This window comes from Leptospira sarikeiensis (assembly GCF_004769615.1).
GTDB lineage: Bacteria > Spirochaetota > Leptospiria > Leptospirales > Leptospiraceae > Leptospira_B > Leptospira_B sarikeiensis.
Window position 1 is genome coordinate 630,960 of sequence record NZ_RQGF01000028.1, and the last position, 22,107, is coordinate 653,066.

General features: G+C 39.1%; 23 protein-coding genes and 1 tRNA gene. 10 read left to right on the forward strand and 14 right to left on the reverse strand.

The genetic code is table 11. The annotated features are described in order from the left end of the window. Nucleotides 1–51 precede the first annotated feature (51 nt). On the forward strand, nt 52–984 hold the full coding sequence (locus EHQ64_RS14200) for a glycosyl hydrolase family 18 protein (RefSeq protein ID WP_135650274.1): 933 nt from the start codon (nt 52–54) through the stop codon (nt 982–984). Between the two features lie 2 nt (nt 985–986). Here the strand turns inward: EHQ64_RS14200 and EHQ64_RS14205 are convergent, their stop codons facing one another. After that, entirely contained in the window at nt 987–1,703 is a 717-nt protein-coding gene (locus EHQ64_RS14205) for a hypothetical protein (protein WP_135650276.1), read from the reverse strand. 217 nt (nt 1,704–1,920) lie between these two features. On the opposite strand from EHQ64_RS14205, the gene EHQ64_RS14210 reads away from it, so the two are divergent. Next, nucleotides 1,921–3,045, forward strand: coding sequence for a FecR family protein (locus EHQ64_RS14210; RefSeq protein WP_135650278.1), 1,125 nt, complete (start codon nt 1,921–1,923; stop codon nt 3,043–3,045). Nucleotides 3,046–3,149: 104 nt separating this feature from the next. Beyond that, nucleotides 3,150–4,313: a formate-dependent phosphoribosylglycinamide formyltransferase gene (gene purT, locus EHQ64_RS14215; protein WP_135650280.1), complete on the forward strand. Its 1,164-nt coding sequence runs from the start codon at nt 3,150–3,152 to the stop codon at nt 4,311–4,313. 18 nt (nt 4,314–4,331) lie between these two features. Here the strand turns inward: purT and EHQ64_RS14220 are convergent, their stop codons facing one another. Continuing rightward, nucleotides 4,332–6,752, reverse strand: coding sequence for a 1-acyl-sn-glycerol-3-phosphate acyltransferase (locus tag EHQ64_RS14220; RefSeq protein ID WP_135650282.1), 2,421 nt, complete (start codon nt 6,750–6,752; stop codon nt 4,332–4,334). A gap of 239 nt (nt 6,753–6,991) precedes the next feature. Between EHQ64_RS14220 and EHQ64_RS14225 the strand changes: the two genes are divergently transcribed. Next, nucleotides 6,992–7,786, forward strand: coding sequence for an LIC13411 family adhesin (locus EHQ64_RS14225; RefSeq protein WP_135650610.1), 795 nt, complete (start codon nt 6,992–6,994; stop codon nt 7,784–7,786). Between the two features lie 67 nt (nt 7,787–7,853). Here the strand turns inward: EHQ64_RS14225 and EHQ64_RS14230 are convergent, their stop codons facing one another. From EHQ64_RS14230 to EHQ64_RS14240, 3 genes are all read right to left on the reverse strand, one after another. Continuing rightward, nucleotides 7,854–8,216 (reverse strand): LIC13410 family lipoprotein, encoded by a 363-nt coding sequence (locus tag EHQ64_RS14230; RefSeq protein WP_135650284.1) that lies wholly within the window; start codon nt 8,214–8,216, stop codon nt 7,854–7,856. Nucleotides 8,217–8,287: 71 nt separating this feature from the next. Then, nucleotides 8,288–8,737, reverse strand: coding sequence for a MarR family winged helix-turn-helix transcriptional regulator (locus tag EHQ64_RS14235; RefSeq protein ID WP_135650286.1), 450 nt, complete (start codon nt 8,735–8,737; stop codon nt 8,288–8,290). After that, nucleotides 8,734–9,219 carry a glutathione peroxidase gene (locus tag EHQ64_RS14240; protein ID WP_135650287.1) on the reverse strand — a complete coding sequence of 162 codons (486 nt, stop codon included), beginning with the start codon at nt 9,217–9,219 and terminating at the stop codon, nt 8,734–8,736. The genes EHQ64_RS14235 and EHQ64_RS14240 overlap by 4 nt, the downstream gene beginning before the upstream one ends. Nucleotides 9,220–9,425: 206 nt before the next feature. Between EHQ64_RS14240 and EHQ64_RS14245 the strand changes: the two genes are divergently transcribed. Next, entirely contained in the window at nt 9,426–9,785 is a 360-nt protein-coding gene (locus tag EHQ64_RS14245; RefSeq protein WP_135650288.1) for a hypothetical protein, read from the forward strand. Here EHQ64_RS14245 and EHQ64_RS14250 read toward each other — a convergent pair. After that, nucleotides 9,775–11,067 (reverse strand): porin, encoded by a 1,293-nt coding sequence (locus EHQ64_RS14250; protein ID WP_135650290.1) that lies wholly within the window; start codon nt 11,065–11,067, stop codon nt 9,775–9,777. The genes EHQ64_RS14245 and EHQ64_RS14250 overlap by 11 nt on opposite strands. Nucleotides 11,068–11,291: 224 nt before the next feature. Here EHQ64_RS14250 and EHQ64_RS14255 point away from each other — a divergent pair, with 224 nt between their 5' ends. Next, nucleotides 11,292–13,091: a monovalent cation:proton antiporter-2 (CPA2) family protein gene (locus tag EHQ64_RS14255; protein ID WP_135650292.1), complete on the forward strand. Its 1,800-nt coding sequence runs from the start codon at nt 11,292–11,294 to the stop codon at nt 13,089–13,091. Here the strand turns inward: EHQ64_RS14255 and EHQ64_RS14260 are convergent. Further along, nucleotides 13,088–13,924: an endo alpha-1,4 polygalactosaminidase gene (locus tag EHQ64_RS14260; RefSeq protein ID WP_135650294.1), complete on the reverse strand. Its 837-nt coding sequence runs from the start codon at nt 13,922–13,924 to the stop codon at nt 13,088–13,090. The genes EHQ64_RS14255 and EHQ64_RS14260 overlap by 4 nt on opposite strands. Before the next feature lie 85 nt (nt 13,925–14,009). Then, nucleotides 14,010–14,630: a DUF6935 domain-containing protein gene (locus EHQ64_RS14265; protein WP_135650296.1), complete on the reverse strand. Its 621-nt coding sequence runs from the start codon at nt 14,628–14,630 to the stop codon at nt 14,010–14,012. 311 nt (nt 14,631–14,941) lie between these two features. Between EHQ64_RS14265 and EHQ64_RS20400 the strand changes: the two genes are divergently transcribed. Continuing rightward, a complete protein-coding gene (locus EHQ64_RS20400; protein ID WP_135650297.1) occupies nt 14,942–15,721 on the forward strand; it encodes a ZIP family metal transporter in 780 nt (259 codons plus the stop codon). 527 nt (nt 15,722–16,248) lie between these two features. On the opposite strand, the gene EHQ64_RS14275 is transcribed toward EHQ64_RS20400, so the two are convergent. Beyond that, nucleotides 16,249–16,320: transfer RNA gene (locus EHQ64_RS14275), tRNA-Gly, on the reverse strand. 65 nt (nt 16,321–16,385) lie between these two features. On the opposite strand from EHQ64_RS14275, the gene EHQ64_RS14280 reads away from it, so the two are divergent. After that, nucleotides 16,386–17,918 carry a carboxypeptidase M32 gene (locus EHQ64_RS14280; RefSeq protein WP_135650299.1) on the forward strand — a complete coding sequence of 511 codons (1,533 nt, stop codon included), beginning with the start codon at nt 16,386–16,388 and terminating at the stop codon, nt 17,916–17,918. Beyond that, a complete protein-coding gene (locus EHQ64_RS14285; protein ID WP_135650301.1) occupies nt 17,915–18,259 on the forward strand; it encodes a hypothetical protein in 345 nt (114 codons plus the stop codon). The genes EHQ64_RS14280 and EHQ64_RS14285 overlap by 4 nt, the downstream gene beginning before the upstream one ends. Nucleotides 18,260–18,261: 2 nt before the next feature. Here the strand turns inward: EHQ64_RS14285 and EHQ64_RS14290 are convergent, their stop codons facing one another. From EHQ64_RS14290 to EHQ64_RS14305, 4 genes are all read right to left on the reverse strand, one after another. Then, nucleotides 18,262–18,588 (reverse strand): YnfA family protein, encoded by a 327-nt coding sequence (locus EHQ64_RS14290; RefSeq protein WP_135650303.1) that lies wholly within the window; start codon nt 18,586–18,588, stop codon nt 18,262–18,264. Beyond that, nucleotides 18,588–19,049 carry a DUF1801 domain-containing protein gene (locus tag EHQ64_RS14295; protein WP_135650305.1) on the reverse strand — a complete coding sequence of 154 codons (462 nt, stop codon included), beginning with the start codon at nt 19,047–19,049 and terminating at the stop codon, nt 18,588–18,590. The genes EHQ64_RS14290 and EHQ64_RS14295 overlap by 1 nt, the downstream gene beginning before the upstream one ends. 124 nt (nt 19,050–19,173) lie before the next feature. Beyond that, nucleotides 19,174–19,983 carry a hypothetical protein gene (locus EHQ64_RS14300; protein ID WP_135650307.1) on the reverse strand — a complete coding sequence of 270 codons (810 nt, stop codon included), beginning with the start codon at nt 19,981–19,983 and terminating at the stop codon, nt 19,174–19,176. Next, on the reverse strand, nt 19,970–20,395 hold the full coding sequence (locus EHQ64_RS14305) for an ABA4-like family protein (protein ID WP_135650309.1): 426 nt from the start codon (nt 20,393–20,395) through the stop codon (nt 19,970–19,972). Before EHQ64_RS14305 ends, EHQ64_RS14300 begins: the two co-directional genes overlap by 14 nt. 121 nt (nt 20,396–20,516) lie before the next feature. Between EHQ64_RS14305 and EHQ64_RS14310 the strand changes: the two genes are divergently transcribed. Beyond that, nucleotides 20,517–21,167, forward strand: coding sequence for a TetR/AcrR family transcriptional regulator (locus tag EHQ64_RS14310; RefSeq protein ID WP_135650311.1), 651 nt, complete (start codon nt 20,517–20,519; stop codon nt 21,165–21,167). A gap of 4 nt (nt 21,168–21,171) precedes the next feature. On the opposite strand, the gene EHQ64_RS14315 is transcribed toward EHQ64_RS14310, so the two are convergent. Next, nucleotides 21,172–21,987, reverse strand: coding sequence for a PhzF family phenazine biosynthesis protein (locus EHQ64_RS14315; protein ID WP_135650312.1), 816 nt, complete (start codon nt 21,985–21,987; stop codon nt 21,172–21,174). Nucleotides 21,988–22,107: the final 120 nt, after the last annotated feature.

Consider the following 22,107-nt stretch of genomic DNA (forward strand, 5'->3'; position numbering starts at 1 on the left):
AGGATTGAAGAAAAATAAAGGATCGTTTCCTTATTATTACAGGACGAATAAATGAATTCCTTTTCTAAGATTAAGTTCACCTTTGCCTGCGTCATATTCCTTTCTCTATGTCCCTTATCCGTAGAAGAAAGGGTATGGAAGTATACTATAATCCAAGATTTAAGGTCCAAATCCTTGGATTATTGGGAAAAGGAATTAAAGCCGGGAACAACCCTCTGCTTTACAGGGACGTATATTGGTAAGGAAGCTCAACTTTCTGGAGCAAACTTACCTGATCCAGTTCTAATGTTGGGCAATAAGAATAGTGTAAGATGGTTTCCTTTACTTACATTCAATTCAGCCTCTAGCGGAGAGAAGATCTTATCTTCTCCCGAGCTAAGAAAAAAGCTCATCCTGAATCTAGAACATTATTTAGAGAAACATCCTTCTTTTTCGGGGATCCATTTAGACTTCGAGGGTCTGAGCCCTGAATATTCGGAAGCGTATAGATCCTTTTTATTCGAACTAAAGCCTTCGCTAAAAGTAAAAGGAAAACTTCTCACCTTAGCCGTTTTTCCAGCCTTGGAGTTTGATCCGAAACTTGCAGGATTTCATTCAGCAATCTATAAGGAAAATGTAGCGGATGAGATCGTATTAATGGCTTACGATCTTCATTCTCATAAAACGACACCTGGCCCAGTTACAAACTTTTCTTGGGCAAAGGTAAACACGGAACTCCTTCTCAAAATATATAATCCGGAGCAGATCTGGCTCGGACTTCCTTTGTACGGTTATTATTGGGAGAATGGGAAGAAGAAGCCGAAGCTCCTGACCCTGAGTTCGGATAAAAAATTAGTCTCCGAATTCGGAAAAGAAACAAACGGGATCCATATATTGCGTACGGAAAAAGGAGAAGGTAGCTTAATTCTAAAATTTGATCCTTGGATAGAATATGCAAAAAATTTAAAATTAGCAGGGCTCGCTTTTTGGAGATTAGGTTTCTAATCCTATCTAAAACCGTAAACGATCTTTACTTTATGGCTTTTTCCATTCTCATCGTTTATGTTACTCGTCCCTTTAAATTCCATAATTCTTTTGGATTGAATATCATACACTAGGTCGATCGGCTTTACGAACACGGAAAGGATTGCACTGTCGATCTTTAACTTAAGAAATAAAGCAGGTTTGCCGCTATATTCTCCTTCTTTTATTTTTTCTAAAGAGAATTGAAATTTATCCCTTTCCGAAGGAACTAAAAAGTTGAGTTTTATTTTTTTACCTGAGATAAGTTCTTCCCAATGATCGATCACGAAATAATCGAAACCTCCATCCAGGGAAGATAAAACTCCCCCATCTATGATCTTTTCTTGGATCGAGTCTTCAGATCTTTTACGTACAAATAATTTCACTGAGTTGCCGTTTTGCAGAGTTCCACCTTCCAAATATCCGTCCCTACTATCTTCTAACTGAAAATCGGGGAGAGTCCTGTTTTTGGAAAAATCTATCCTCTTCTTTGCGAAAATTTTTCCCTCCGGATCCTTGTAAGTAATGATAGAACGGGCATGCTTACCATTCTCCCAAATTTCTTCATGAAAATCCTTGTACAATAAATTGCCCGTTTCTAGATCATAAGCGGTCCCGTTGAATTTAACTTTTCCCGTATCTGCCGAGTCCAGACGAAATGCCAGAAGTAAAATGAGAAGCATTGGAATACGCTGTATCATATGAAAGGATCTCCCTCGATTATGTAGTGATCGTTATTCGAAATGGGATATGTACCCGATTTGTAATACCAAACGATCGTGCAAAAATCTAAAACCGAAATTCTAATAATTTTGCAAAAAGCAAAGATTCAAATTGTTATTAAGACTGGAAATATATTTCGTCCGTTCAAAATACTTAACGGATTGTTTATTTTTTATTTCCAGGCGGAATTCCAACATGATTCGAAAATTACTTCTACTCTTTCACATTCTATTACTTGCCGGATTTGCAGGATCCTGTTCCAAAAACTCTTTTCTCACCGGTTCGAAATCGAAACCAGGCCTGGTAGTCATTTTCGTTTCCGGAAAGGTCGAAATCCAAAGAGACGGCAAAGATATTCCCGCAGCTTCCGGGATGATCCTACAAAAGAACGACAGTATCAAAACAAATAACGGATCCCTGGATTTGCAAACAAGCTTAGGGCATCTGATCCGTTTAAAATCGTATACCAACCTGAGCATCGATGCTCTTCATGGAGAACTAGGTGAAGAAACTTCTCTTGCGATCAAGACAGGTTTACTTCTGATCAAAACCAATAAGCTCTCTCAAAGGGAACAATTCAAGGTATCTACTCCTACCGCAATTGCGGCAGTTCGAGGAACTGCTTTCTCTTTCGAAGTAGTACAAGGCACACTCCCTAAAATTAAAGTCTACGAGGGAATGGTCGCGATGACATTGAAAACTCCTGTTAGTATGGAGATCCCTTCCGATAAAATCGCAGAAAATCCGAATTTCCAAAAACTTCAAAAACTATTAGAAGAGAACGAGATTATCATCTCGGAAGAAGAAGAGGCGGAGGTAAAACCTCAATTCGACGAATTGGCCCAAACGATCCTGAACAGATTGGATGATGCTAATATCGAGAATAGTGTTCAAAACTTTAGGATCGATCTTTTGAAGACTGTTCAAAAAGAAAAATTCGAAGAGGACCCTCGCGAATCCGCCGATTTCGAAACTTTGGTCAAAGTGGATGAAGGTATGATTGATGCTGCATTGGATCGTAAATTGGTCGGTAAAGAGATCGAAAAAGATCATACCGGAAAATTGAGTATCGCTTTGGATAAGGTAGAATCGATTGCAGGGTCTAAAAAATTAGAATCGGAAGAAGAGATCAAAAAATACTACAGCGTTTTAGAATCCGTCCATAAAATCGATAGCACAGTTTTAAATGGAGCAGTGGTAACTCAGATCGGAGATGTGATGTTAGTTCATTCTACCAAAGGGATTTTCCGCGTGAATGTTTCTGATGTGGAATATATAAAGTATAAAAACTTCGACGTAGTCACTAAGAAGAAAAAGTAAGATCATTCTTCCTAAGCCCCGGTTTGTCACGGATACAAATCGGGGACCTTCTCATTTTTTCCTTCCCTTTCCCGTTCCTACTCAAAAATTCTCCCAAAGAACCTATGAAAAAGAAAATACTTCTGCTCGGCTCCGGAGAGTTGGGAAAAGAATTCGTAATCGCAGCCCAAAGATTGGGTCAATATGTAATCGCAGCGGATAGTTACGATGGAGCGCCTGCAATGCAGGTCGCTCATGAAAAAGAAGTTATCGATATGTTGGATGGTTCCGCATTAGATAAGATCGTAGATAAACATAAACCGGACCTGATCGTTCCGGAAATAGAAGCCATCCGCACCGAAAGATTTTACGAGTATGAAAAACAAGGCTACCAAGTTGTTCCGAGTGCAAAGGCAGCTAATTTTACGATGAACCGTAAGTCGATCCGAGATCTTGCCGCAAAAGATCTAGGTTTAAAAACCGCGAAATATTTATACGCGTCCAGCTTGGAAGAGTTAAAAGAAGCAACCAAGTCCATCGGAATTCCATGCGTAATCAAACCTTTGATGTCTTCTTCCGGAAAAGGACAATCAGTAATCAAAACTGAATCGGATATAGAACCTGCATGGATCGCTTCCCAAACAAAAGGAAGAACTGGCGCCTCCGAGATCATAGTAGAAGAATTTATCAGCTTCGAATCCGAGATCACCTTATTGACCGTGACCCAAAAATCTGGACGAACTTTATTCTGTCCTCCGATCGGTCATAGACAAGAAAGAGGAGATTATCAAGAGAGTTGGCAACCTGCAGAAATTTCCGAATCACAACTTAAGTCAGCGCAGGATATGGCTGAGAAAGTCACAAAAGAATTAGGAGGAGCGGGTATCTGGGGTGTGGAATTTTTCTTAACCAAGGATGATGTTTACTTTTCCGAACTTTCTCCAAGGCCTCATGATACAGGAATGGTAACTTTAGCCGGTACTCAAAGTTTTAATGAATTCGAATTACATGTAAGAGCAGTCTTGGGTCTTCCGATCCCTGAAATACTTTTAGTAAGAAGAGGTGCAAGCGCTGTCATCCTTGCTCAAACGGAAGGACAGATTCCGAATATACAAGGAATCGATAAGGCAACTGAAATGCCTGAATCCGATCTAAGGATCTTTGGAAAACCGATCACTAAAAAATACAGAAGAATGGGAGTTACACTCACATATTCAAATAAGGATGAATCAATTTCTATGCTCCGAAAAAGAGCGGTTTTGATCGCATCCAAAATTACTGTTGATTAAGCGGAAGCCCGGGCCGGATCAAGTCTGATCCGGCACCATATTCCCATAGTAGGTAAGAAGTTCATTCTCTACAGCCTTTACAGAATTCCCTTCTCTTTTGATAAACTTTCTGGAACTCAATACTCTGAGGCCTCTATCCAAAATCTCTTGTACATTCTTTGTAAGATAATTTCCTTTCAAAGTCAGAACTCTTTCTTCGATCATTTTGCTTAGATCGGTAAGATTAATTTCTCCACCAGATTCCATTAGAAGTTTTGCAATTATATGATTTGGTAGGATCTTATGATGAGCCTGCCAAGACCTGGAAATTTCAAGAGAAATAGAAAGAGTAGGATCATCTTCTTGGATATATCTGGAAACAGGGATCGGTTCGCATAGATCCATATACACTTCTGTTCTTTTGAAAAGAAAATCCTTAAAGGAAAGATGTGTGTCCTTGCCTGCAAACTCCACATCTTCCGGAACATTCTCATAAGAAAGAACGATCGGAACTACGATCACTTCACTTCCGGTATGTTTAAATGCATCCACAGAGGTAGACAAGATCCCTGTCTTGATCGGAATGATCCCGCCTGTTCTTGATCTAGTTCCTTCCGGATATACAAGTGTAGGAATTCCAGCTTCCAACATCATCGTAGAATATTGGGTCAAACATTCCAAATACAGAAGATTGCGATTTCTTTTTCGATCCACCATATATGCGCCCAAAGATTTTAAAACCCTGGCAAGTCCTGGAGTTCCCATGACTTTTTTGTCTGCAGCGTATCTTGGAACTGGCAGGCCCAACCATCTGAGGCCGAATGCTACTTCTATAGAATCCAAATGGGATCTATGTGTTGGAGTATATAAGATATCATATCTGGATGCGAGTGCTTTGATCTCTTTGATATTCCCACCAATCTTAGGCAAACCACTCCCAGGTTTAAATCCTCCGATCGCAAATCTTGCAGGAGCAACTAAATGGATCAAAGATTCTCTGAAGAATGGACTGTATTCATCCGCAATCTCAGAAACGTAAAATTCAACTAAACGTTCTAAATTTCTACTTTTACCGCCGTCATAAGCGAGCTCAGCTTCCTTCCATAGATCTATTTCTTTAGGAAGAAGCATAAGATCAGTACCAGCTTCCGTTTCTACCGCTTCTGAATATCTTTTCTCCAAAGATTTAATCTGCAACCCAGACTGTTTTAAGATTCGATCCGATAGTCCTGGCTGAGAATGTACATGTCTAAGGACTCTTCTTCTTAAAGCTTGTTGGAATTCCTTCCCGGAAGCCAAAGATAACCCGAATCTTTTGCGAGCAGTTCTGGAAATATTTCTGATCTCGTCGCTTGTAGATTTAGAAACGAATCGGATCATTTCCGTAGGAGAAACCTTGCGGGTCAGAACTTCAAACAATGTAGTAAAAAGTGGAAGTTCTACTTTTCTCTCTTCTGCCAAATCCAAAATTGTTGAGAGTGCATACGCACCTTCCACATGAGTTTCACTCTGGCTCATTTCTTTCTGAATAAATTCTTTCGGATTTAAGAAGAGCTCTATTCTTTCTAATAGATTCGGAGAGTCCTCTCCTGAGATCAACTTACGAATGAATCTTTGCCCATAAGCTCTATTACGACTTGAGCGAGAAGTTGCAGTAGTGATCAAATCTGCCAGCCCGAATTCCATTGCGGGTTTTGTAGGAAGATCCAAAGCATTCAGCAAAGTCAAAATTTCTGAAAACCCAAGACTGATCAGCTCTCCCTCAAAATTTGCACCACATTCAGGGATCCCGCTTACGATCCCACAAGCGATCGCGATCGGATTTTTCATCACTCCGAATAATTCCAGAGTTCGGATATCTTCAAAAGTTTTAATATGATTTCTAGGCCCAGAGAATAGATCCTCCATGGTTTCGGAAGCTTTTTCTCCGGTGGAAGCAATGGAAAAAAAACTATGTTTGTTCTTTGCCATTTCCGAAAGAAGATTTGGACCTGCGACCGCAACATATTCCAAATTCAGGCTTTCTTTCATTTCTCTGACTTTTATTACATAATCTGAGAAAGTGATCGCATTCGTTTTTTTGCGAGTAGAAGAAGATACCAAACCTTTTGTAAAAGAAATGATCGTATGGTCTTCATCAGCTGATAGATAAGAAGATATTCTATCGATTACGTTTTCTTTTTGTCTAGATGGAACGGCAATTACAATGATCCAAGATCCTTCGGATAAAAAATCGAAATCGTTTGTAACAATGATATTATCAGCTAAAGGAACAAATTCATCTAATAACTCTGCGGATCTGTCTTTTTGTAAGCGGTCCGCCTTTTTCTTATCGAAATACCAAAGAAAAAGTCTGTCGGTTTTTTCCGCTAAGGAAACGGAAAGATGTACTCCCATAGGACCGCCGCCAAAGACTGCGATATTTTTATGACGGACCCGAGTATCTTCCAAATCATTCATCTATTCTTTCCAATTTCATTTATATCCGGATACTTTCTAACGAGACTAGAAGATGAAAACCAATAAAAAATCTTCACTTTTACGATTGCGTTTCTTACGAAAGAAGAGAGCGTAGCGGAAAGATAGTTTCTCCGATAAAAATCGAACGAAAACCTAGAATGAAAGAAAGACTGAACATCTGTTTTTTAAATCTTTTCCGCTTTAGATCCGATACTTTCGATCCGGAAAAAAACGAAATCATTTCAGCCTTAAATCTTCAAAAAAGAAATCAGAATCTTTCATACAGATCTCATTTTTTAATAATTTTTCTTTTAAGCATTATAACGATCGACTGTTCGACATATTGGTCTCATCGAAAAAAAGATTTAGCCGACGTATTCACAGCAGGAGTTGAATCTCCAGGTTATGGAGTCGGAGTCCGGATCGGGCCTCTTGCAACTGGTTTTGTTTTTCAAGGAGGAGAATCGGAACCTGGTAAAAGAGATTTAGGAACCGGTTATGGTTTAAGAGGCGGAAGTTACGGAAAATATAGATCCCAACAATTGATCTTCGCATTTTTAGGCGGAGAAAAATTTCATTCCATGCCGAATGAAGAAATTCTTCCAAAAGAAGAACCTAAACAAGCAGAAACAAAACCTTCCGACAATTTCCTCATTCTACCTGAAACGAACGATCCTGAGCAGGATCCGAATCCTACTCCTGAACTTTCAGACGAAAGACAAAACGCAAAAAGTTACGAAATTAGATATTTACGTTTTTATAATAATCCAGTCTCTGAAAGAAGAAAGGCCAAAAAAGAGGCTTTCTTTCGAAAATATTTGGAAAGTTTAGATCCTCAAAAAAGGAACGAAGCAATCCAAAACTTCTTAGCTCAAAATCCGAAAAACAAAGACGATTACCCTTCTGCCTTTTTATTCGAAGTGGAACTATATATTTCGATACGATACGGAATTCGGATCGGATTCAATTTCGCCGAATTTTTAGATTTTCTATTAGGTTTTACCGGATTCGATCTATTGGAAGACGATATCTAAAGGACTTACTAGGATATAAAAAAGGCCGCAGGATAGCGGCCTTTTACTTATTGATACAAAATATGAATTAGAGTTTATACTCGTATTTTCTGATCACACCTTTTTTATCAACGATCACTTTAATATACTTGGTGCTATCATCTACTCTGGAAGGTTTTTCAGCCAAAGTTTTGTAGGAATTTTTTTGGTAAGTAGTAGATTCCAAATACCATTCTAAAACGGATCCTTCTTGAGTGTTCTCTTCGAATGTAGGAGTTCCTAAAACAGCTTCTGCTTTAATTCTTTTATCTCCTTCCTTGATCATATTCGCTTCTACTGTGCGAATATCAGAATTCGGAACGTAAGCCGCTTCCGATTTTTTTTGTTCAGAGGAACAAGCTCCGAAGATAAGAACCGCAGAAAATAAGATCGCGGATAGTAAACGTTTCATTCTTTAACTCCTTAACGCAAGAAAGCGCCATTTAAAAAAGAGGCTCTATACTTTTGGATAAAACGGATTTGTCACGCCGAATTTCTTAGTTTCTGTTCTAGGATCACAAGAAGCTCGTCTAAATCCCGTTTCAAATCTGTCACTTTTTCCAAAGTAAGACCTGATTCTTCCAACAATCGTTCCGGGATACAAATCGCTTTTTTTTGCAATTTTTTTCCTTTTGTAGTCAAGCGCACCACAAGAGAACGTTCGTCCTGATCCGATCTTTCTCTAGTCAAAAGACCGTTGCTTTCCATTTTTTTTAATAAAGGAGTCAGTGTTCCGGAGTCGAGGAACAATCTATCACCGATATCTTTGAGAGGGATCTTGTCAGTCTCCCATAAAACCAAAAGAACTAAATATTGAGGATAAGTAAGATCGAATTCCTCCAAAAGCGGCCTGTACAATGCAGTAACCGCTCTGGAAGAAGCGTAAAGTGGGAAACAGATCTGTTTCTCTAACTTTAAAGAATCGTAATTCACTTGGATAAAAGTTCCTCTATCTGTTTATCCAACTTTTCAGGAGGAGTCAACGGAGCGAATCTTTTGATCACGTTCCCTTGTTTATCGATCAAAAACTTAGTGAAGTTCCATTTAATCGATTTTCCGAGTAAACCAGGAGCTTGTTTTTTAAGGTATTGATAGACCGGATGTGTTCCGTCTCCGTTTACTTCGATCTTTTTGAAAAGAGGGAAATTTACTCCGAAATTCACCTGGCAGAAACTTTGGATCTCAGCATCTGTTCCTGGTTCTTGATGACCAAACTGATCGCAAGGGAATCCTAAAATTTCCAGACCTTTTCCTTTGTACTTGTCGTACATTTCCTGGAGTCCTTTATATTGAGGAGTAAATCCGCATTGGCTAGCGGTATTTACGATAAGTAAAACTTTTCCTTTATAATCTTCTAACTTCTTCTCCGCGCCATTATTCAAAGTAGCGGTTAGTTCGTACAAATTCTGGGCCACTGGAAGGCACCTCCTGCTTGTAAAAATAGATTGTATACAATTTAATTTTGTTCAATCCTTTTTAGAAAAATTCTACACTTTTATTCTCAAAAAAGGAAATTTTTTTTAAGACCAAGGTCTAGGTAAAAAGCCTTTAATAATTAAAATCCTCAAAAATAAATCCAAGGATCCGCTTCTTCCTACAACTTAAGTTATGAGGTATCAAAATGAATTTAATCTCTTTGTTTCAAAGTAGAGAAGAAAACTCTTCAGAAGATATAGATTCCGTTTCTGCAAATTGGGAAGAAGCGATCTTAGTATGTAGCAAATGTGCCATGAAAATACGAGGAGAAACCGATGGAAGAAAAACCCGCCTGAAAGGCGAACTAAAGGATGCACTTCGTTCGGAAGGGATCAAAGGTGTAAGAGTTCTGGAAGTTTCTTGTTTGGATGTTTGTGAAAGAAACCGGATCGCGATCGGTTTTAGTCAAAATCAAAAATTAGGCCGGAATATAGTATTAGCTCCTGCCGGTATTTCCGCTAGAAAACTTCTTTCTAAAATTTTTCCGGACAAATTTAGATCTTAACTGAAAGAGAAAAAATAAACATTCGATCCAATTTTGAAGTGTTGTCTTCATGCGGATAAATTGAATCCATAGATCTTCTATATTGGTATGTAAATCTTACAAGAATTGCAGGATCTGGATGATAGTCCAAGGTAACAGTCCCACCTCCCGTTTGAAATCCATCCTTGGTATTTGTAACCACGATCATTTGTTCTCTGTCCAAATATCTTTCTAGACGAACTCCAATCCTCCAATCAGGTAAGAATCTATACGCGATCCAAAAATTCCCCACGTAAGTTTGTCTAAATGCAGTTCCATCTCTTCTAATATAGATCGGACCTTCCGGAGTGTAGACCAAATCTTCTCTACTTGCTCTTTCCTGATACGCCACATCAAAAGAAGAAGCCAAGGTGAGTCGATGAAAAGGTTTCCATTCCGCTATAAAATTATTATAATATCTGGTTTCTTTAGGAGTTGTAGTAGGCTGTTCATTTCCCACGAAAGTGTTCCAACGGAACATCAAGTTACCTAAAGGATTCCACTCTAAGCGAAAACCTCCGGAGATATCCTTATTATTATCCGTAACTACTTGATATCCATTATTCAAATGGAGTTGGTAAGAAAGCTTATCCGTAATTTTACCACTGAGTCTTGCTCCTGAAACATAATACGGAACGTAATCAAGAGAAAGTGCTCTGGTATATACAAAGTTTTCATGAGAGATCCAAGACTCATATCCTAAATGTCCGAAATAGATCCCTGCGTCCAACCATGTGGATTTTCCTAACTTTACTCCGCCATAAGCCTCTTGCATATTTCGGATAGAAGTCTCGTTAGAAGTTTTTCCAGTGGTTCCTTCATTCGTATAATTTGCGACTACTGAAGTACCGAATTGTACTGCAAATCTTCCCCTATACTTATCCGTTTCTACTTTCGCATCCAAGTAAGCCAGATTGATATTGAATTCATTTGTTCGAGTCGCTTGGGTCGTATACAAAAGTTCTTTTGAATTCGGGCGATTCAGGCTTGCGTTATAATAACCATCCACAAAAAAACCGAATTGGATCGGGATAACCAGATCTTCCTTTTTTTTAGGATTTAATTCTTCTTTTTTGAGTCCTTCTTCTTCCTCTTCTTTGTCCGCATCTGTAGTTTTTGGATCCGATTTAGTATCTTGGCTCTTTACTTGTACGATCTTTTCGGAAGTTTTAGAAGAAGATATTTCTTCTGCCAAAACTTCTGCTGTAAAAGAACAAAAGCTCAGAAACAGAAGGAATCGAATTTGGAATAATTTTTGGATCATAAATTTTCGATCTATTCGAAATCTCTCTTGGATCGACTCATTTTTCTTTTAAAACTCTTTCTTAACACGGATCTAATGAATAACGCCCGTTTTCCATACATAGATCGAAATAGTTATGGCGTTTTCCTGTTTAGAAACCAGACTCATACATAGGAAAAGAGGTTTTACTAGCACTCTCTAAAAAGTCTAATGAAAATTAATCCGAACCGGAAGGAAGCGTATTGATGGAAGAAAAAAGTTTATTAGTTACCGCTATTATTCTGCTCAGCACTGCAGTTCTATGTGTGCCGATTTTCAAAAAATTGGGAATTGGTTCTATTATAGGTTATGTAGTCGGAGGAATACTGATCGGACCGCATGGGATCCGACTTGTAACGGGTGGCACCGAGATCATGCATTTTGCCGAATTCGGTGTAGTTCTTCTTTTATTCCTAATCGGGTTGGAACTCCGACCTCAGACACTTTGGGTACTACGAAAACCTGTTTTCGGAATGGGTTTATTTCAAGTAGCCATATCTTCTCTTCTTCTTGGAGGATTGATAGGATATTTATTCCAACTTGGATTTATTTCTTCGATCATTTTAGGTTTAAGTTTATCACTTTCTTCCACCGCATTTGCTTTACAGTCTTTGGCAGAAAAAAATCAACTCAACACTTCCTACGGTAGATCTGCATTTGCAATTCTTCTATTCCAAGATCTTGCAGTAATTCCGGTCATGGCAATCCTTCCCATGGCTGCAATGAGTACAATTGGCGCGGAAAATTCTCACCAAGGATTCAATTTTTATAAATTAGGTACAGCGGCTCTTGCGATCTTCTTAGTCGTATTGAGCGGAAGATTTTTAATGCGACCTCTATTTAGAATGATTGCGGCAACAGGAAATCATGAGATCTTCGTGGCACTTTCTTTGGTATTAGTTCTGGGAGTTTCTTTCGCAATGGAGAAGGTAGGACTTTCCATGGCACTCGGATCGTTTTTAGGCGGAGTATTATTAGCAGATTCGGAATACAGACACGAATTGGAAGCAAATCTAGAACCGTTTAAAGGATTACTTTTAGGTCTATTCTTCCTTGCAGTTGGAATGTCCATGAACTTAGAAATACTTCTAAATCATCCATTTCTGATCTTCGGACTTGCTATAGGACTCATGTCGGTCAAAGGGATCGTACTTTTCGTTTTAGGAAAAATCGCAAAACTCACTTCTGACTCAGCGAGTAATCTAGCAGTTAGTATTTCCCAAGGTGGAGAATTTGCATTCGTAATCCTGAATGTTGCCGCACAGTTAAACGTATTAGCAAAAGAAACTACGGATTATTCTATCGTAATCGTAACTGCTTCTATGATCTTAACTCCTTTTATAGGTATATTAAAAGAAAAAGTAATCGATCCATATGTTCACGAAGAAGAAGAAAGACCTGCGGATCCAATCTACGAAAAAAATCGTGTGATCATCGCAGGATTCGGACGGGTCGGTCAAATCATCTCCAGGATGTTGTATTTACATAAGGTAAAATTCACAGCATTAGAACATAATGCAGACCAGGTCAATGCTGCCAGAAAATTCGGGCATAAGATCTACTACGGAGATGCAAGCAGATTAGATCTATTAACCGCGGCCGGTGCAGCACACGCAGATATATTAGTACTTGCGATCCAAGACGCTGAGTTATCGGTAAAGATCGCAAGCATCGCTAAAGAAAATTTCCCGAATCTCAAGATCATTGCGCGTGCGAGAAATAGATCTCATTATTTCGATCTAATGGAACTCGGAATAGAAACGATACGCAGGGACACATTTGCTTCTTCCTTAGAACTAGCTGAAGAAGCTTTAAATGACCTTGGATTTTTACCTTCTGAGGTGAAATACTTCATTCAAAAATTCAGGGATTACGATGAGAAGATGGTAAAAGATCAGTTCAAACTCAGACATAACGAAAAAGAACTGATCGCGTATTCGAAAAATGCAGTCCGCCAATTAGAAGAAGCATTTGCGGCGGATATGCTTGAGAAAGAAGCCTCTTAAGGACAAGATTCTCTATACGCATCCAGACTTTGGTTTTTTAGCAAACCGGTAAAATGAAGAGAGATCGACTGAGAACAGAAATCGTTCTTGGTCGTTCCATTCTCCACATATTCAATCTGAAAAACTGCAGATCCTTTATTCGGAAAAGCTTCTTCTAAATCGCACCATCCACCGTCATAACAACTTTCAGTTACGGACCAATCAAAGTACCAAATCAAATCCGAGATTTGTTCCGGATCATTTTTTAAACCTACAGACATTCCCCTTATATGTGCAAGATCACTGATCCAACGATTGAAGCGGATTTGATCCCAGGCAGACAAAGGAAATCCGGTATCATTTTGGTAACCGTTCACATTATCCGGATCGATCCCATCACAACCCTGAGCCTTCGCTTTATCAAAACGTGCGCTAAAGATCGGGAACAAAAGATCCATTCTTCGAATATCCAACCATCTTTCATCCGGAAAGCCTGCATAAACATTCCCTAATACTTCCGAAGGGAACTTGGATGCATCCGATCTATAATCTTCATAAGATCCTACATCGATATAACAAATGACCCTTTTACCTGCAGAATGAAGTCTTTGGATAACCGTTGGATCCGAATCCGTCAGATCGGAATCTATATCGAAAACTTCTACATTCACGGATTCATCCAGAGTGCCCGAAAATTGGATCTGAAAAGAAGTGCCAGGAGAAGGGATCCAAACCCTTGTCAAAAGAAACAGAAATAAAGAATTCTTTTCTGCATTCGAATCCTGTTTGCAGGAACTCAAACATAGGCAGAAACAAACCAAGAATAAAGAAGAAGTTCTAAAGAAAAACATCATAAAGCCGGCAAACACCGGCTATTATAATTAGAAGAAGATAAATAGGAAATTCATTCCTAAAATTAACAGACAAAAATGAAAAGGATCAAAGATCATCCGCAGGGTTCGAAGTTGCAGGTTTTTTAATCCCTACCAATAAACTCGAGAATTCCGCAGCTTTCCACACACCTTTTGCGTTTCTTTTTACTGTTACGGGTCTTGGGGTATCGGCTCCTGATGAAGGAAGAAATAATTTCTTCTGTCCGGACTCTTCCGTTCCGCTAAAACGATTGGAAGTTAAGGTAAAATTATACGGCGGATTAGAAGGTTTATATCCGTTTTGAAAAGAAGAACCAGGAAGATAAGAACCGATCAAATAAGGATGTTGTTCCAATTGCCTTTTCACTAGATCGATCGTGTTCCGATTGATATTAAAACCTTTATAACCGTTCGGAGAAGTATCCGAGATCAACGAATTACTATCCAAACAAATGATCAAAGCCTTACGGCCTTCTTCCGCATTTTTAGAATAGATAGAAAGAGCAGCCAATAGAACGATCACCGCACCTTGGGAGCTCGTAGCATTCGCATCTCTAAAAGATTCAAAAGAAGAAAAGTCAGAAGGCCAAGAACTCGCAGTCACCGTATAAGTTTCGTTTTGAGCGAACAAAGTTCCTACAGAAAGAAAAATCAAAAGAATAGAAACGTATTTTGTGATCCGGATCATAATTCTCCCACCAAATAAAGAATGAGAACTGATTTGGAACCAAATCCGAATCCAGTCCAGAACAAAGTTCAAGATCAGAATGGAATTTGGAAATTTTTTATTATCTATGGCGGTCCCTCGCTGCGCGAGGTCGGGCTCTACGCTTGTATCTGCAAAGCGCAAAAATAAATCTCAACGTTTTATAAATATTACTCTTTATCTCTTTGCGCTTTGCAGGATATCGCTTCGATCCCTACCGCTTTCGTAAGATATACATATTCTTTGAAACAAAAGATGTTGCAGTTCAAAAGATCAGGATTGGAATCAGGATCATGCCTTCCCAAATCATTCTCTCCGGTTTTCTTGCAAGTTTAGTAGCAGGCCTTTGCACTGGTCTTGGAGCTGCCGGAGTGTTTCTGATCCGACAACTTTCAGCTAAACTGGAAGATGCACTTTTAAGTTTTGCTGCTGGGATTATGCTCGCTGCTTCTTTCTTTTCTTTACTACTTCCAGCCTTAGAGATCGGAGAGATATATTTTCAAAATAAAAATTCAGCCGTTATCATCGTAATATTCGGCTTAATATTTGGGGTCGGAGTTTTATTCTTAATTCACAAATACTCTCCTCATGAACATTTTATTTCAGGAAAAGAAGGACCGGACACGAAAGCATTGAGTCGTATCTGGTTATTCGTAGTAGCGATTACACTTCATAATTTTCCGGAAGGTATGGCTGTTGGTGTTGGCTTCGCTGGAGAAGATCTACCTGGCGGAATTTCTCTTGCGACCGGGATCGGGATCCAAAATATTCCGGAGGGTCTTGCTGTAGCAGTCTCTCTTCTATCCGTGAAATATTCTAAGATACAATCCTTTCTGATAGCTTTCGCAACAGGTCTCATTGAACCGATCGGAGGTCTTGTTGGAAGTTTTGCGGTAACCATTGCAGGTCCTATGATGCCTTGGACTATGGGTTTCGCAGCAGGTGCTATGTTATTCATTATCGTTGGGGAAATTATTCCGGAAACTCATAAGAGGGGGTTCCATGATTTTTCCGCTCTGACTCTGATCTTCGGTTTTGTGTTTATGATGTACTTGGATACGATCTTTGGGTGATGAAGTTTTGCTTATAAGCTGTAGTTGATTTGGGTTTTTGTGTTTAGATTTTGTTGCTGGTCTGTTATGCGCTTTCGCTTCGCTCAAGCGTTGTTATATATTTGTTGGTAGCACAGAGAGTGGGTTCTGTTGTTAGTCCTATGGCCTTTCTTTTTGAACTTAGTTAGTTTGAAATTTTCTGTTAGTCTGATTTGCGCTCTCGCTTTGCTCGAGCGTTGTTAGAGTTCGGATGGTGAACGGAGAAGTAGATTCCGTTGTTGGTCCGATCTGCGCTTTCGCTTCGCTCGAGCGTTGTTATATATTTGTTTGTGGTACTAGGGAAGAGTGGTGACTCGACCTCTTCGCAGTTTTGCATCCTGCAAAACTTGGCTCCGAGGCGTGTTTCGCCTGCCTCGGCACTTCCTGTGCCTCGGTCGCAAAAATGTACGCTCGTTTCGCGAGCTATTTTTGCTCTCAGGCGAAACCGTTCGCGTCCCTCGTATTCTTTGGGATTCGTTTATTTAGTTTTTGATTAAGGGGGATCTTTTTGCGGGCAGAGGGACTCGAACCCTCACTAGAAGCTTGGAAGGCTACGGTGCTAGCCATTACACCATGCCCGCGATAGGATAAAAGTCAGTTTTTGGTTGGTGGGCGGGATGTCAATCGAAAAGAATGTTTTTTAAGTATGTGGGAATCCGAGCTTCAAAATTGGGAAAATCTTCTTCCGGCGTTTAGGGAATATCGTAATGAATTCCAGAATATTCAACACCTTCGGAACATCGGAAGTGTTTTGCATTGGGATATGGAGATCGGTATCCCAAAAGATGGCCTTGCCGAAAGAGGTGATCAACTTAGTTTCCTTTCGGGTCTTGCTCATAAATCTTTTATTTCGGATCCATTTCGTAAATTAGCTGAGAGAGCGAGAGAAGAAAATTCTAAAGCGGATCTTCCAGGTAAATCTTTAAGAGAAAGAGAGCTTCATCTTTTATTTAAAGACCTGGATCGTTCTTCATGTTTGCCTATCTCTTGGGTAGAAGAGTTTTCTAAAACTACAAGCGAAGCTCATTCGATTTGGGTTGATGCGAGAAAGAAAAATGACTCTTCTATCTTTCTTCCAATTTTGGAAAAGATCGTTGGTTTGGTTTTTCAAAAAGCAGATCTCTTTGGATATTCTACGGAAGCGTATGACGCTCTTTTGGATGAATATGAGCCTGAAGCAAAAGCATCCGATCTAGAAATTCTTTTTTCTGATCTCAGAAAATCCCTTGTTCCTCTTCTTGCAAAAGCTAAGGATTCCGAGTTTCCTTTTGTCGGAAATTTTCCGATCGATTCTCAAATTCCATTTAATAAAAGCCTGCCTGTTCTTTTAGGTTTGCCTGAATCGGGTTTTCGTTTGGACGCAAGCGCGCATCCTTTCTCTACTTCCTTAGGTTCTTTTGATAAACGGATCACTACTCGTTACGAAGATTCGGATCCTCTTTCTTCGGTTTATTCTGTTCTTCATGAAACTGGCCATGCATTATATGAAGCGGGAATTTCTTTGATTATAGGAGGTCCTTCTCCCTTAAAAGATTCTGTTTCCTTAGGTGTTCATGAGTCTCAAAGTAGGCTCTGGGAGAATCAAGTAGGAAGATCCAAAGAATTTTGGGAAGGTGTTTATCCTATCTTTTTAGAGAAAATGGGGATTAAAGAATCTTCTCTTCCTTTTGCAAAACTGTATTCCTTCGTGAATAGATCCAAACCGTCTTTCATCCGTGTTGAGGCGGATCAGATCACTTACAACCTTCATGTGATCCTTCGTTTTCAGATTGAAAGGGCAATTTTCAGAAAAGAGTTAGCCTTAAAAGATCTTTCTAAAGCCTGGAAAGACGGAATGAAAGATTTGCTCGGTGTGGATGTCCCGGATGATGCAAAGGGTTTTTTACAGGATGTTCATTGGAGCGGGGGAGCATTCGGTTATTTTCCTACATATTCCTTGGGAAATATTTACGCGGCCCAGTTATACTCCGCGTTCGTCCAACAAAATCCTAAATTCCCTGAAGAGCTTAAAAAAAGAGAAACTTCTTCTCTACTTGCATGGCTTAGAAAACATGTTCATAGTAAAGGCAGAAGTTTAGAAGCCAAGGATCTGATCCGAGAAGCTACAGGTGAAGAACCGAATTCCAAATATTTGGTCGAATACTTGGGCTCCAAGATCAAAGAACAGGAGAGCATATGAGCGGAGAAGAACAGGAAGAATTAACATTAAAATCCTTCGAAGAACTTTCCTTCTTCGATAATCTCGCTTTGTTCTATTTATGCAATGAGTCTCCTCCCCAAACTCTTGCTCTAGCATTTTTGGTCGGAGATAAAAAAGTTTGCGGTTCTATGTTAGGAGTTATGGATCCGAAACGTAGGGCATATGTTCATGAGCTTATGGCAAAACAAAACGAAGCACCGGAAGAAAAGAAAAAAGCTGCAGCCCAAGGTCTTTTGATTATTGCAGATGGATTGATCACTCGAAATCTGATCCGCAAACAGGGAAAATTTTATTACGGAACGGAGAGAGCCGGAGCCTAAATTTATCTAGGAGCGTAATAGATAATCGCAACTCCGAATAATGCGATCAAAGAGCCGATGATATCATATCTATCCGGTTCAAATCCGTCCATTTTCCAAGCCCATAACAATGACATTACTATAAAAAATCCACCGTAGGTCGCATACACTCTTCCAAAAGAAGAAGATTGTAAGGCCGCAACAATCCCGTATAAAATCAAAATTGCTCCGCCGACTAGTAAGTAAAGGATCGATTTGGATTCTTTATACCAAAGCCAAACCAAATATCCTCCGCCGATCTCGCAAATACCTGCGAGTATAAAAATGATTACGGATTTAAGATATTCCATCAGGACTTCCTTTTTTTAGAAACTGGCTTTTGAGACAAATGTAAAGCTTCTATAAGCAATTCCTTATCTTTTTTACTTTTAGGTAAATCCAAACTTTGATCTATAAAATTCCCAATCGAAACAAAATCGATTTCCCCGGCGGATATAAAATCCATATATCGAATCTGTTTTGTTTCTCCTAAAAGTATACCGTTATGATCTTTGAGCAAAATTCCCCATTCGAATACTAATCTCACCTTATCTTCAAAAGGAAAAATCCCGCAAAGATAACCTAAGTTCTTATCCCTAAATCCGATCGCCTTCCAAACCGGATAACCTCTCTCTTCGAAATCCGGGAACATGTTTAAAATTTTCGTTCTAAGGGATTTTACTATTTCTAAAATTTTTTTGGAATGAGGACGAAGAATATCGGAGATGATTTCTTGTTCATTTCTATCTTTTTGAGATTTTTTGGAAACCATTCGAATTCCGACACTAATCCGATCTGATTTCTTTTGCATTCTAAATTGAGTAAGAATTAAAAAAGGGAGAAAGAAAACCGATCCGAACCAAATCAAAATATGACAAGTTCGGATCGTTTAAAAATTAGATCAAAGGTCTTCCGAGCATTGCATGAATAAAAACAAATCCCACAAGCGCAGCGTATCCTATAGAAGCAGAAACGACACTTGCTTGTTTCCAATTCCTTTTAATTGCAAAGTAAGCAAATAGAGGAAGGATCTGAAGTGCATGGATCCCTGCAAAATGTGCAATTCGAATATCTCCTCCATTTCGACTCCAATTCAATAACGGTAATCCGGGACCTCCATCAGGAACTCCTACAGAGTGAGCAAGTCTCGCAGATATAAAAACCCCAATGATAGAAGCGATTGCAAAGATCCAAAGAGAGAATCTTATCGAGATCAATGTTCTTGGGTCCAGTTTTGAACTCAAAAGCCTGAACTTACGATCCATTAAAATGGAAACAGGGATCATAGGAAAAATAAACAATCCCATCACGCTATAAATCATCCCATCCAATGCAGAAGACTGATTGAAATGAGATTGAACTCCTCTTGCAGCCTGCAATGTGATCAAAAACAATTCTACGATCGTAGAGATCACAAAATACTTTTCCACCTTATCTCTGAATGAAGGAAACTCTGAGAGTTGTTCCAAAAACCAAGCAGTAGTCCAAAGGAAAATCCAAATTGATACCGCAAACTTTATAGGTTTGATCCAAGTATTGATCCCCAATACGGTTCTTGGATCCACTTGAGAAAGTAAAATATAAACCGGGATCAAGATCAAAGATACAAGACCTGTATAAAAGCTTAATGCTCGATTCTTACGGATCTTTGTTAGATAACCTTCACTTTGCATTTGGTCTAATTTTAAAACATTAGATGCTTGCATGGTCTCCCCCTTTTCTCCATCGAACGATCTGGAATAATAAATAACCTACAGGGCCGAACATCAAAGTGAAGAATAAACATGGGATCAAGATCCATCTTGAGATTCCCAAAACTTCAGCTTCTTTTGTTTCCCAAATACCAACGAATAGATCGAAAGCAAGATAATGCACCCAGCCTGCGAGTAATACCCAAGGATTCGCAAACAATTTAGTCACTCCTTCCAAGGATCCGAAATCAAATCCTCCTCCCGTATTGGATGCTAAAATCGCTAAATACAGAATGGATAGAAGTAAGGGCCATACTCCGTTCCTTATCAGAACCCTTGTAATTTTAGAGTTGGGCAATCCGGCTAATAATAACCAACCTACTATTGCAAAATTACTCGCTAACTTAAACACCAATTCTGGAGTCATAAAACCTCTTTATTTCCCATTTTCTTCCGGGAATTGCTTGAAAATTCTAATATTGGACCAACAATGTTACTATTGGTAACACTAAATGTTACCATCGTCAACATATTTTAGGAAATTTTTTATGCCTTCTAAGAAAAAAATCAAAAAACCGGAAGGTTCCTATCATCACGGGAATTTGGCAGAAACTTTAAAGGCATTAGCCTTAAAACGTATAGAGACAAGTAAAGACTCTGCATTTACGATCCGTGAAATAGCAAGAGAAGCGGGGGTAAGTCATGCCGCTGCATACAGACATTTTCCTTCTCATAGGGATCTTCTGGAGGAAATATCTAAAGACGGATTCATAAAGATCACTGAAGAATTTACAAGAGCGGAAAAAGAAGTTTCTACAAAAGATCCTTTCGAACGTTTAAGAAAGATCGGCTTAGCTTATATATCTTTCTGTTTAGAAAATCCGGGCTATTATAGAGCAATGTGGCATATAGATCTCGGACCAATAGGAAATTCGGAAGATCTTTCCGAAGCAGGTAAGAATGCTTTTTTAAAACTTTGGGAGACTGTACTTGCTTGTGAGTCAGAAAGGATCACAAAATTCGAAGCAAGAGAAATGGCTACTGCAAGTTGGTCCATCGTTCATGGATATTCAGTCTTGTTGAACGAATGCCAACTGAATAATGTCATTTTACAAATAGATAAGAACAACGCGATGAAAGAAGCGGATAAAATTTTACAAATTCTGGAATCAGGGTTGAAAAATAAATCTTACAAGTGAGTTCTTATTCTAAATAAAAACTTCCTTTTAAGTATAGTTTACAAGTTCCTCCGATCCGAACCCGATCTTCTCTATCTTCGCAAATTAAATGTCCGCCTCTAGGAGAGGCTTGATACGCATTCAGGTTTTTCTTTACTAACTTCTTGGACCAATAAGGGATTAAAGTGCAATGAGAAGAACCTGTCACAGGATCTTCCGGCACTCCCTTTGCAGGAGCGAAAAATCTAGAAACAAAATCATACGGTTTACCAGGATCAGCAGGGGCAGTTACGATCGCCGCGAAGAACGGGATCTTCTTTAAAGCTTCATGATTCGGTATTAAATTTCTGATCTCTGATTCTTTTTCAAAAACGAAAACTATATCTCTTGCCTTTAAAATTTCTTTCGCCTTCAGATCGAAGCAATCTAGAAAATCTTCAGGAGAATATTCAGTGTTTACGGGAGGTCTAGAAGGAAAATCCAAATAGTATTTTCCGTCCTCTCGAAACACTTCTAACAAACCACTTTTTGTATGAAATTTTAAAGAAGGAGTTTCTTCCTCCTTCTCCAATAATTCATAGAGCGCAAATGATGTAGCAAGAGTCGCATGCCCGCAAAGATCCACTTCTACCCCAGGAGTAAACCATCTTAGATCATATTCTCCCGGTTCTTTTCGAGGCCGATAGAATGCTGTCTCTGATAAATTATTCTCCGCAGCAAGTTCAATCAGTTTAGTATCTGGTAGCCATTCTCCTTCCCAAGGAACGACTGCAGCAGGGTTTCCCTTAAATAAAGAATCGGTAAAGGCATCTACTTGAAAGATCGTATATTCCTGTTTCATACTTCAAATATCATTCCCTATTTCTAAAAAGAATACAGTTACAGTTTTATTTCTTTTTTCCAATACAGAAAAAGAATAGAAAGAACAATCAATTCAATTCTTTGTCTAAGAACCGTCGAT

Bases quoted from the DNA above. Each gene is read 5' to 3' on its own strand.
- EHQ64_RS14200 (WP_135650274.1), top strand. From the start codon at position 52: ATGAATTCCTTTTCTAAGATTAAGTTCACCTTTGCCTGCGTCATATTC.
- EHQ64_RS14205 (WP_135650276.1), bottom strand. From the start codon at position 1,703: ATGATACAGCGTATTCCAATGCTTCTCATTTTACTTCTGGCATTTCGT.
- EHQ64_RS14210 (WP_135650278.1), top strand. From the start codon at position 1,921: ATGATTCGAAAATTACTTCTACTCTTTCACATTCTATTACTTGCCGGA.
- purT (WP_135650280.1), top strand. From the start codon at position 3,150: ATGAAAAAGAAAATACTTCTGCTCGGCTCCGGAGAGTTGGGAAAAGAA.
- EHQ64_RS14220 (WP_135650282.1), bottom strand. From the start codon at position 6,752: ATGAATGATTTGGAAGATACTCGGGTCCGTCATAAAAATATCGCAGTC.
- EHQ64_RS14230 (WP_135650284.1), bottom strand. From the start codon at position 8,216: ATGAAACGTTTACTATCCGCGATCTTATTTTCTGCGGTTCTTATCTTC.
- EHQ64_RS14245 (WP_135650288.1), top strand. From the start codon at position 9,426: ATGAATTTAATCTCTTTGTTTCAAAGTAGAGAAGAAAACTCTTCAGAA.
- EHQ64_RS14250 (WP_135650290.1), bottom strand. From the start codon at position 11,067: ATGATCCAAAAATTATTCCAAATTCGATTCCTTCTGTTTCTGAGCTTT.
- EHQ64_RS14255 (WP_135650292.1), top strand. From the start codon at position 11,292: ATGGAAGAAAAAAGTTTATTAGTTACCGCTATTATTCTGCTCAGCACT.
- EHQ64_RS14260 (WP_135650294.1), bottom strand. From the start codon at position 13,924: ATGATGTTTTTCTTTAGAACTTCTTCTTTATTCTTGGTTTGTTTCTGC.
- EHQ64_RS14265 (WP_135650296.1), bottom strand. From the start codon at position 14,630: ATGATCCGGATCACAAAATACGTTTCTATTCTTTTGATTTTTCTTTCT.
- EHQ64_RS20400 (WP_135650297.1), top strand. From the start codon at position 14,942: ATGCCTTCCCAAATCATTCTCTCCGGTTTTCTTGCAAGTTTAGTAGCA.
- EHQ64_RS14280 (WP_135650299.1), top strand. From the start codon at position 16,386: ATGTGGGAATCCGAGCTTCAAAATTGGGAAAATCTTCTTCCGGCGTTT.
- EHQ64_RS14285 (WP_135650301.1), top strand. From the start codon at position 17,915: ATGAGCGGAGAAGAACAGGAAGAATTAACATTAAAATCCTTCGAAGAA.
- EHQ64_RS14290 (WP_135650303.1), bottom strand. From the start codon at position 18,588: ATGGAATATCTTAAATCCGTAATCATTTTTATACTCGCAGGTATTTGC.
- EHQ64_RS14295 (WP_135650305.1), bottom strand. From the start codon at position 19,049: ATGGTTTCCAAAAAATCTCAAAAAGATAGAAATGAACAAGAAATCATC.
- EHQ64_RS14300 (WP_135650307.1), bottom strand. From the start codon at position 19,983: ATGCAAGCATCTAATGTTTTAAAATTAGACCAAATGCAAAGTGAAGGT.
- EHQ64_RS14305 (WP_135650309.1), bottom strand. From the start codon at position 20,395: ATGACTCCAGAATTGGTGTTTAAGTTAGCGAGTAATTTTGCAATAGTA.
- EHQ64_RS14310 (WP_135650311.1), top strand. From the start codon at position 20,517: ATGCCTTCTAAGAAAAAAATCAAAAAACCGGAAGGTTCCTATCATCAC.
- EHQ64_RS14315 (WP_135650312.1), bottom strand. From the start codon at position 21,987: ATGAAACAGGAATATACGATCTTTCAAGTAGATGCCTTTACCGATTCT.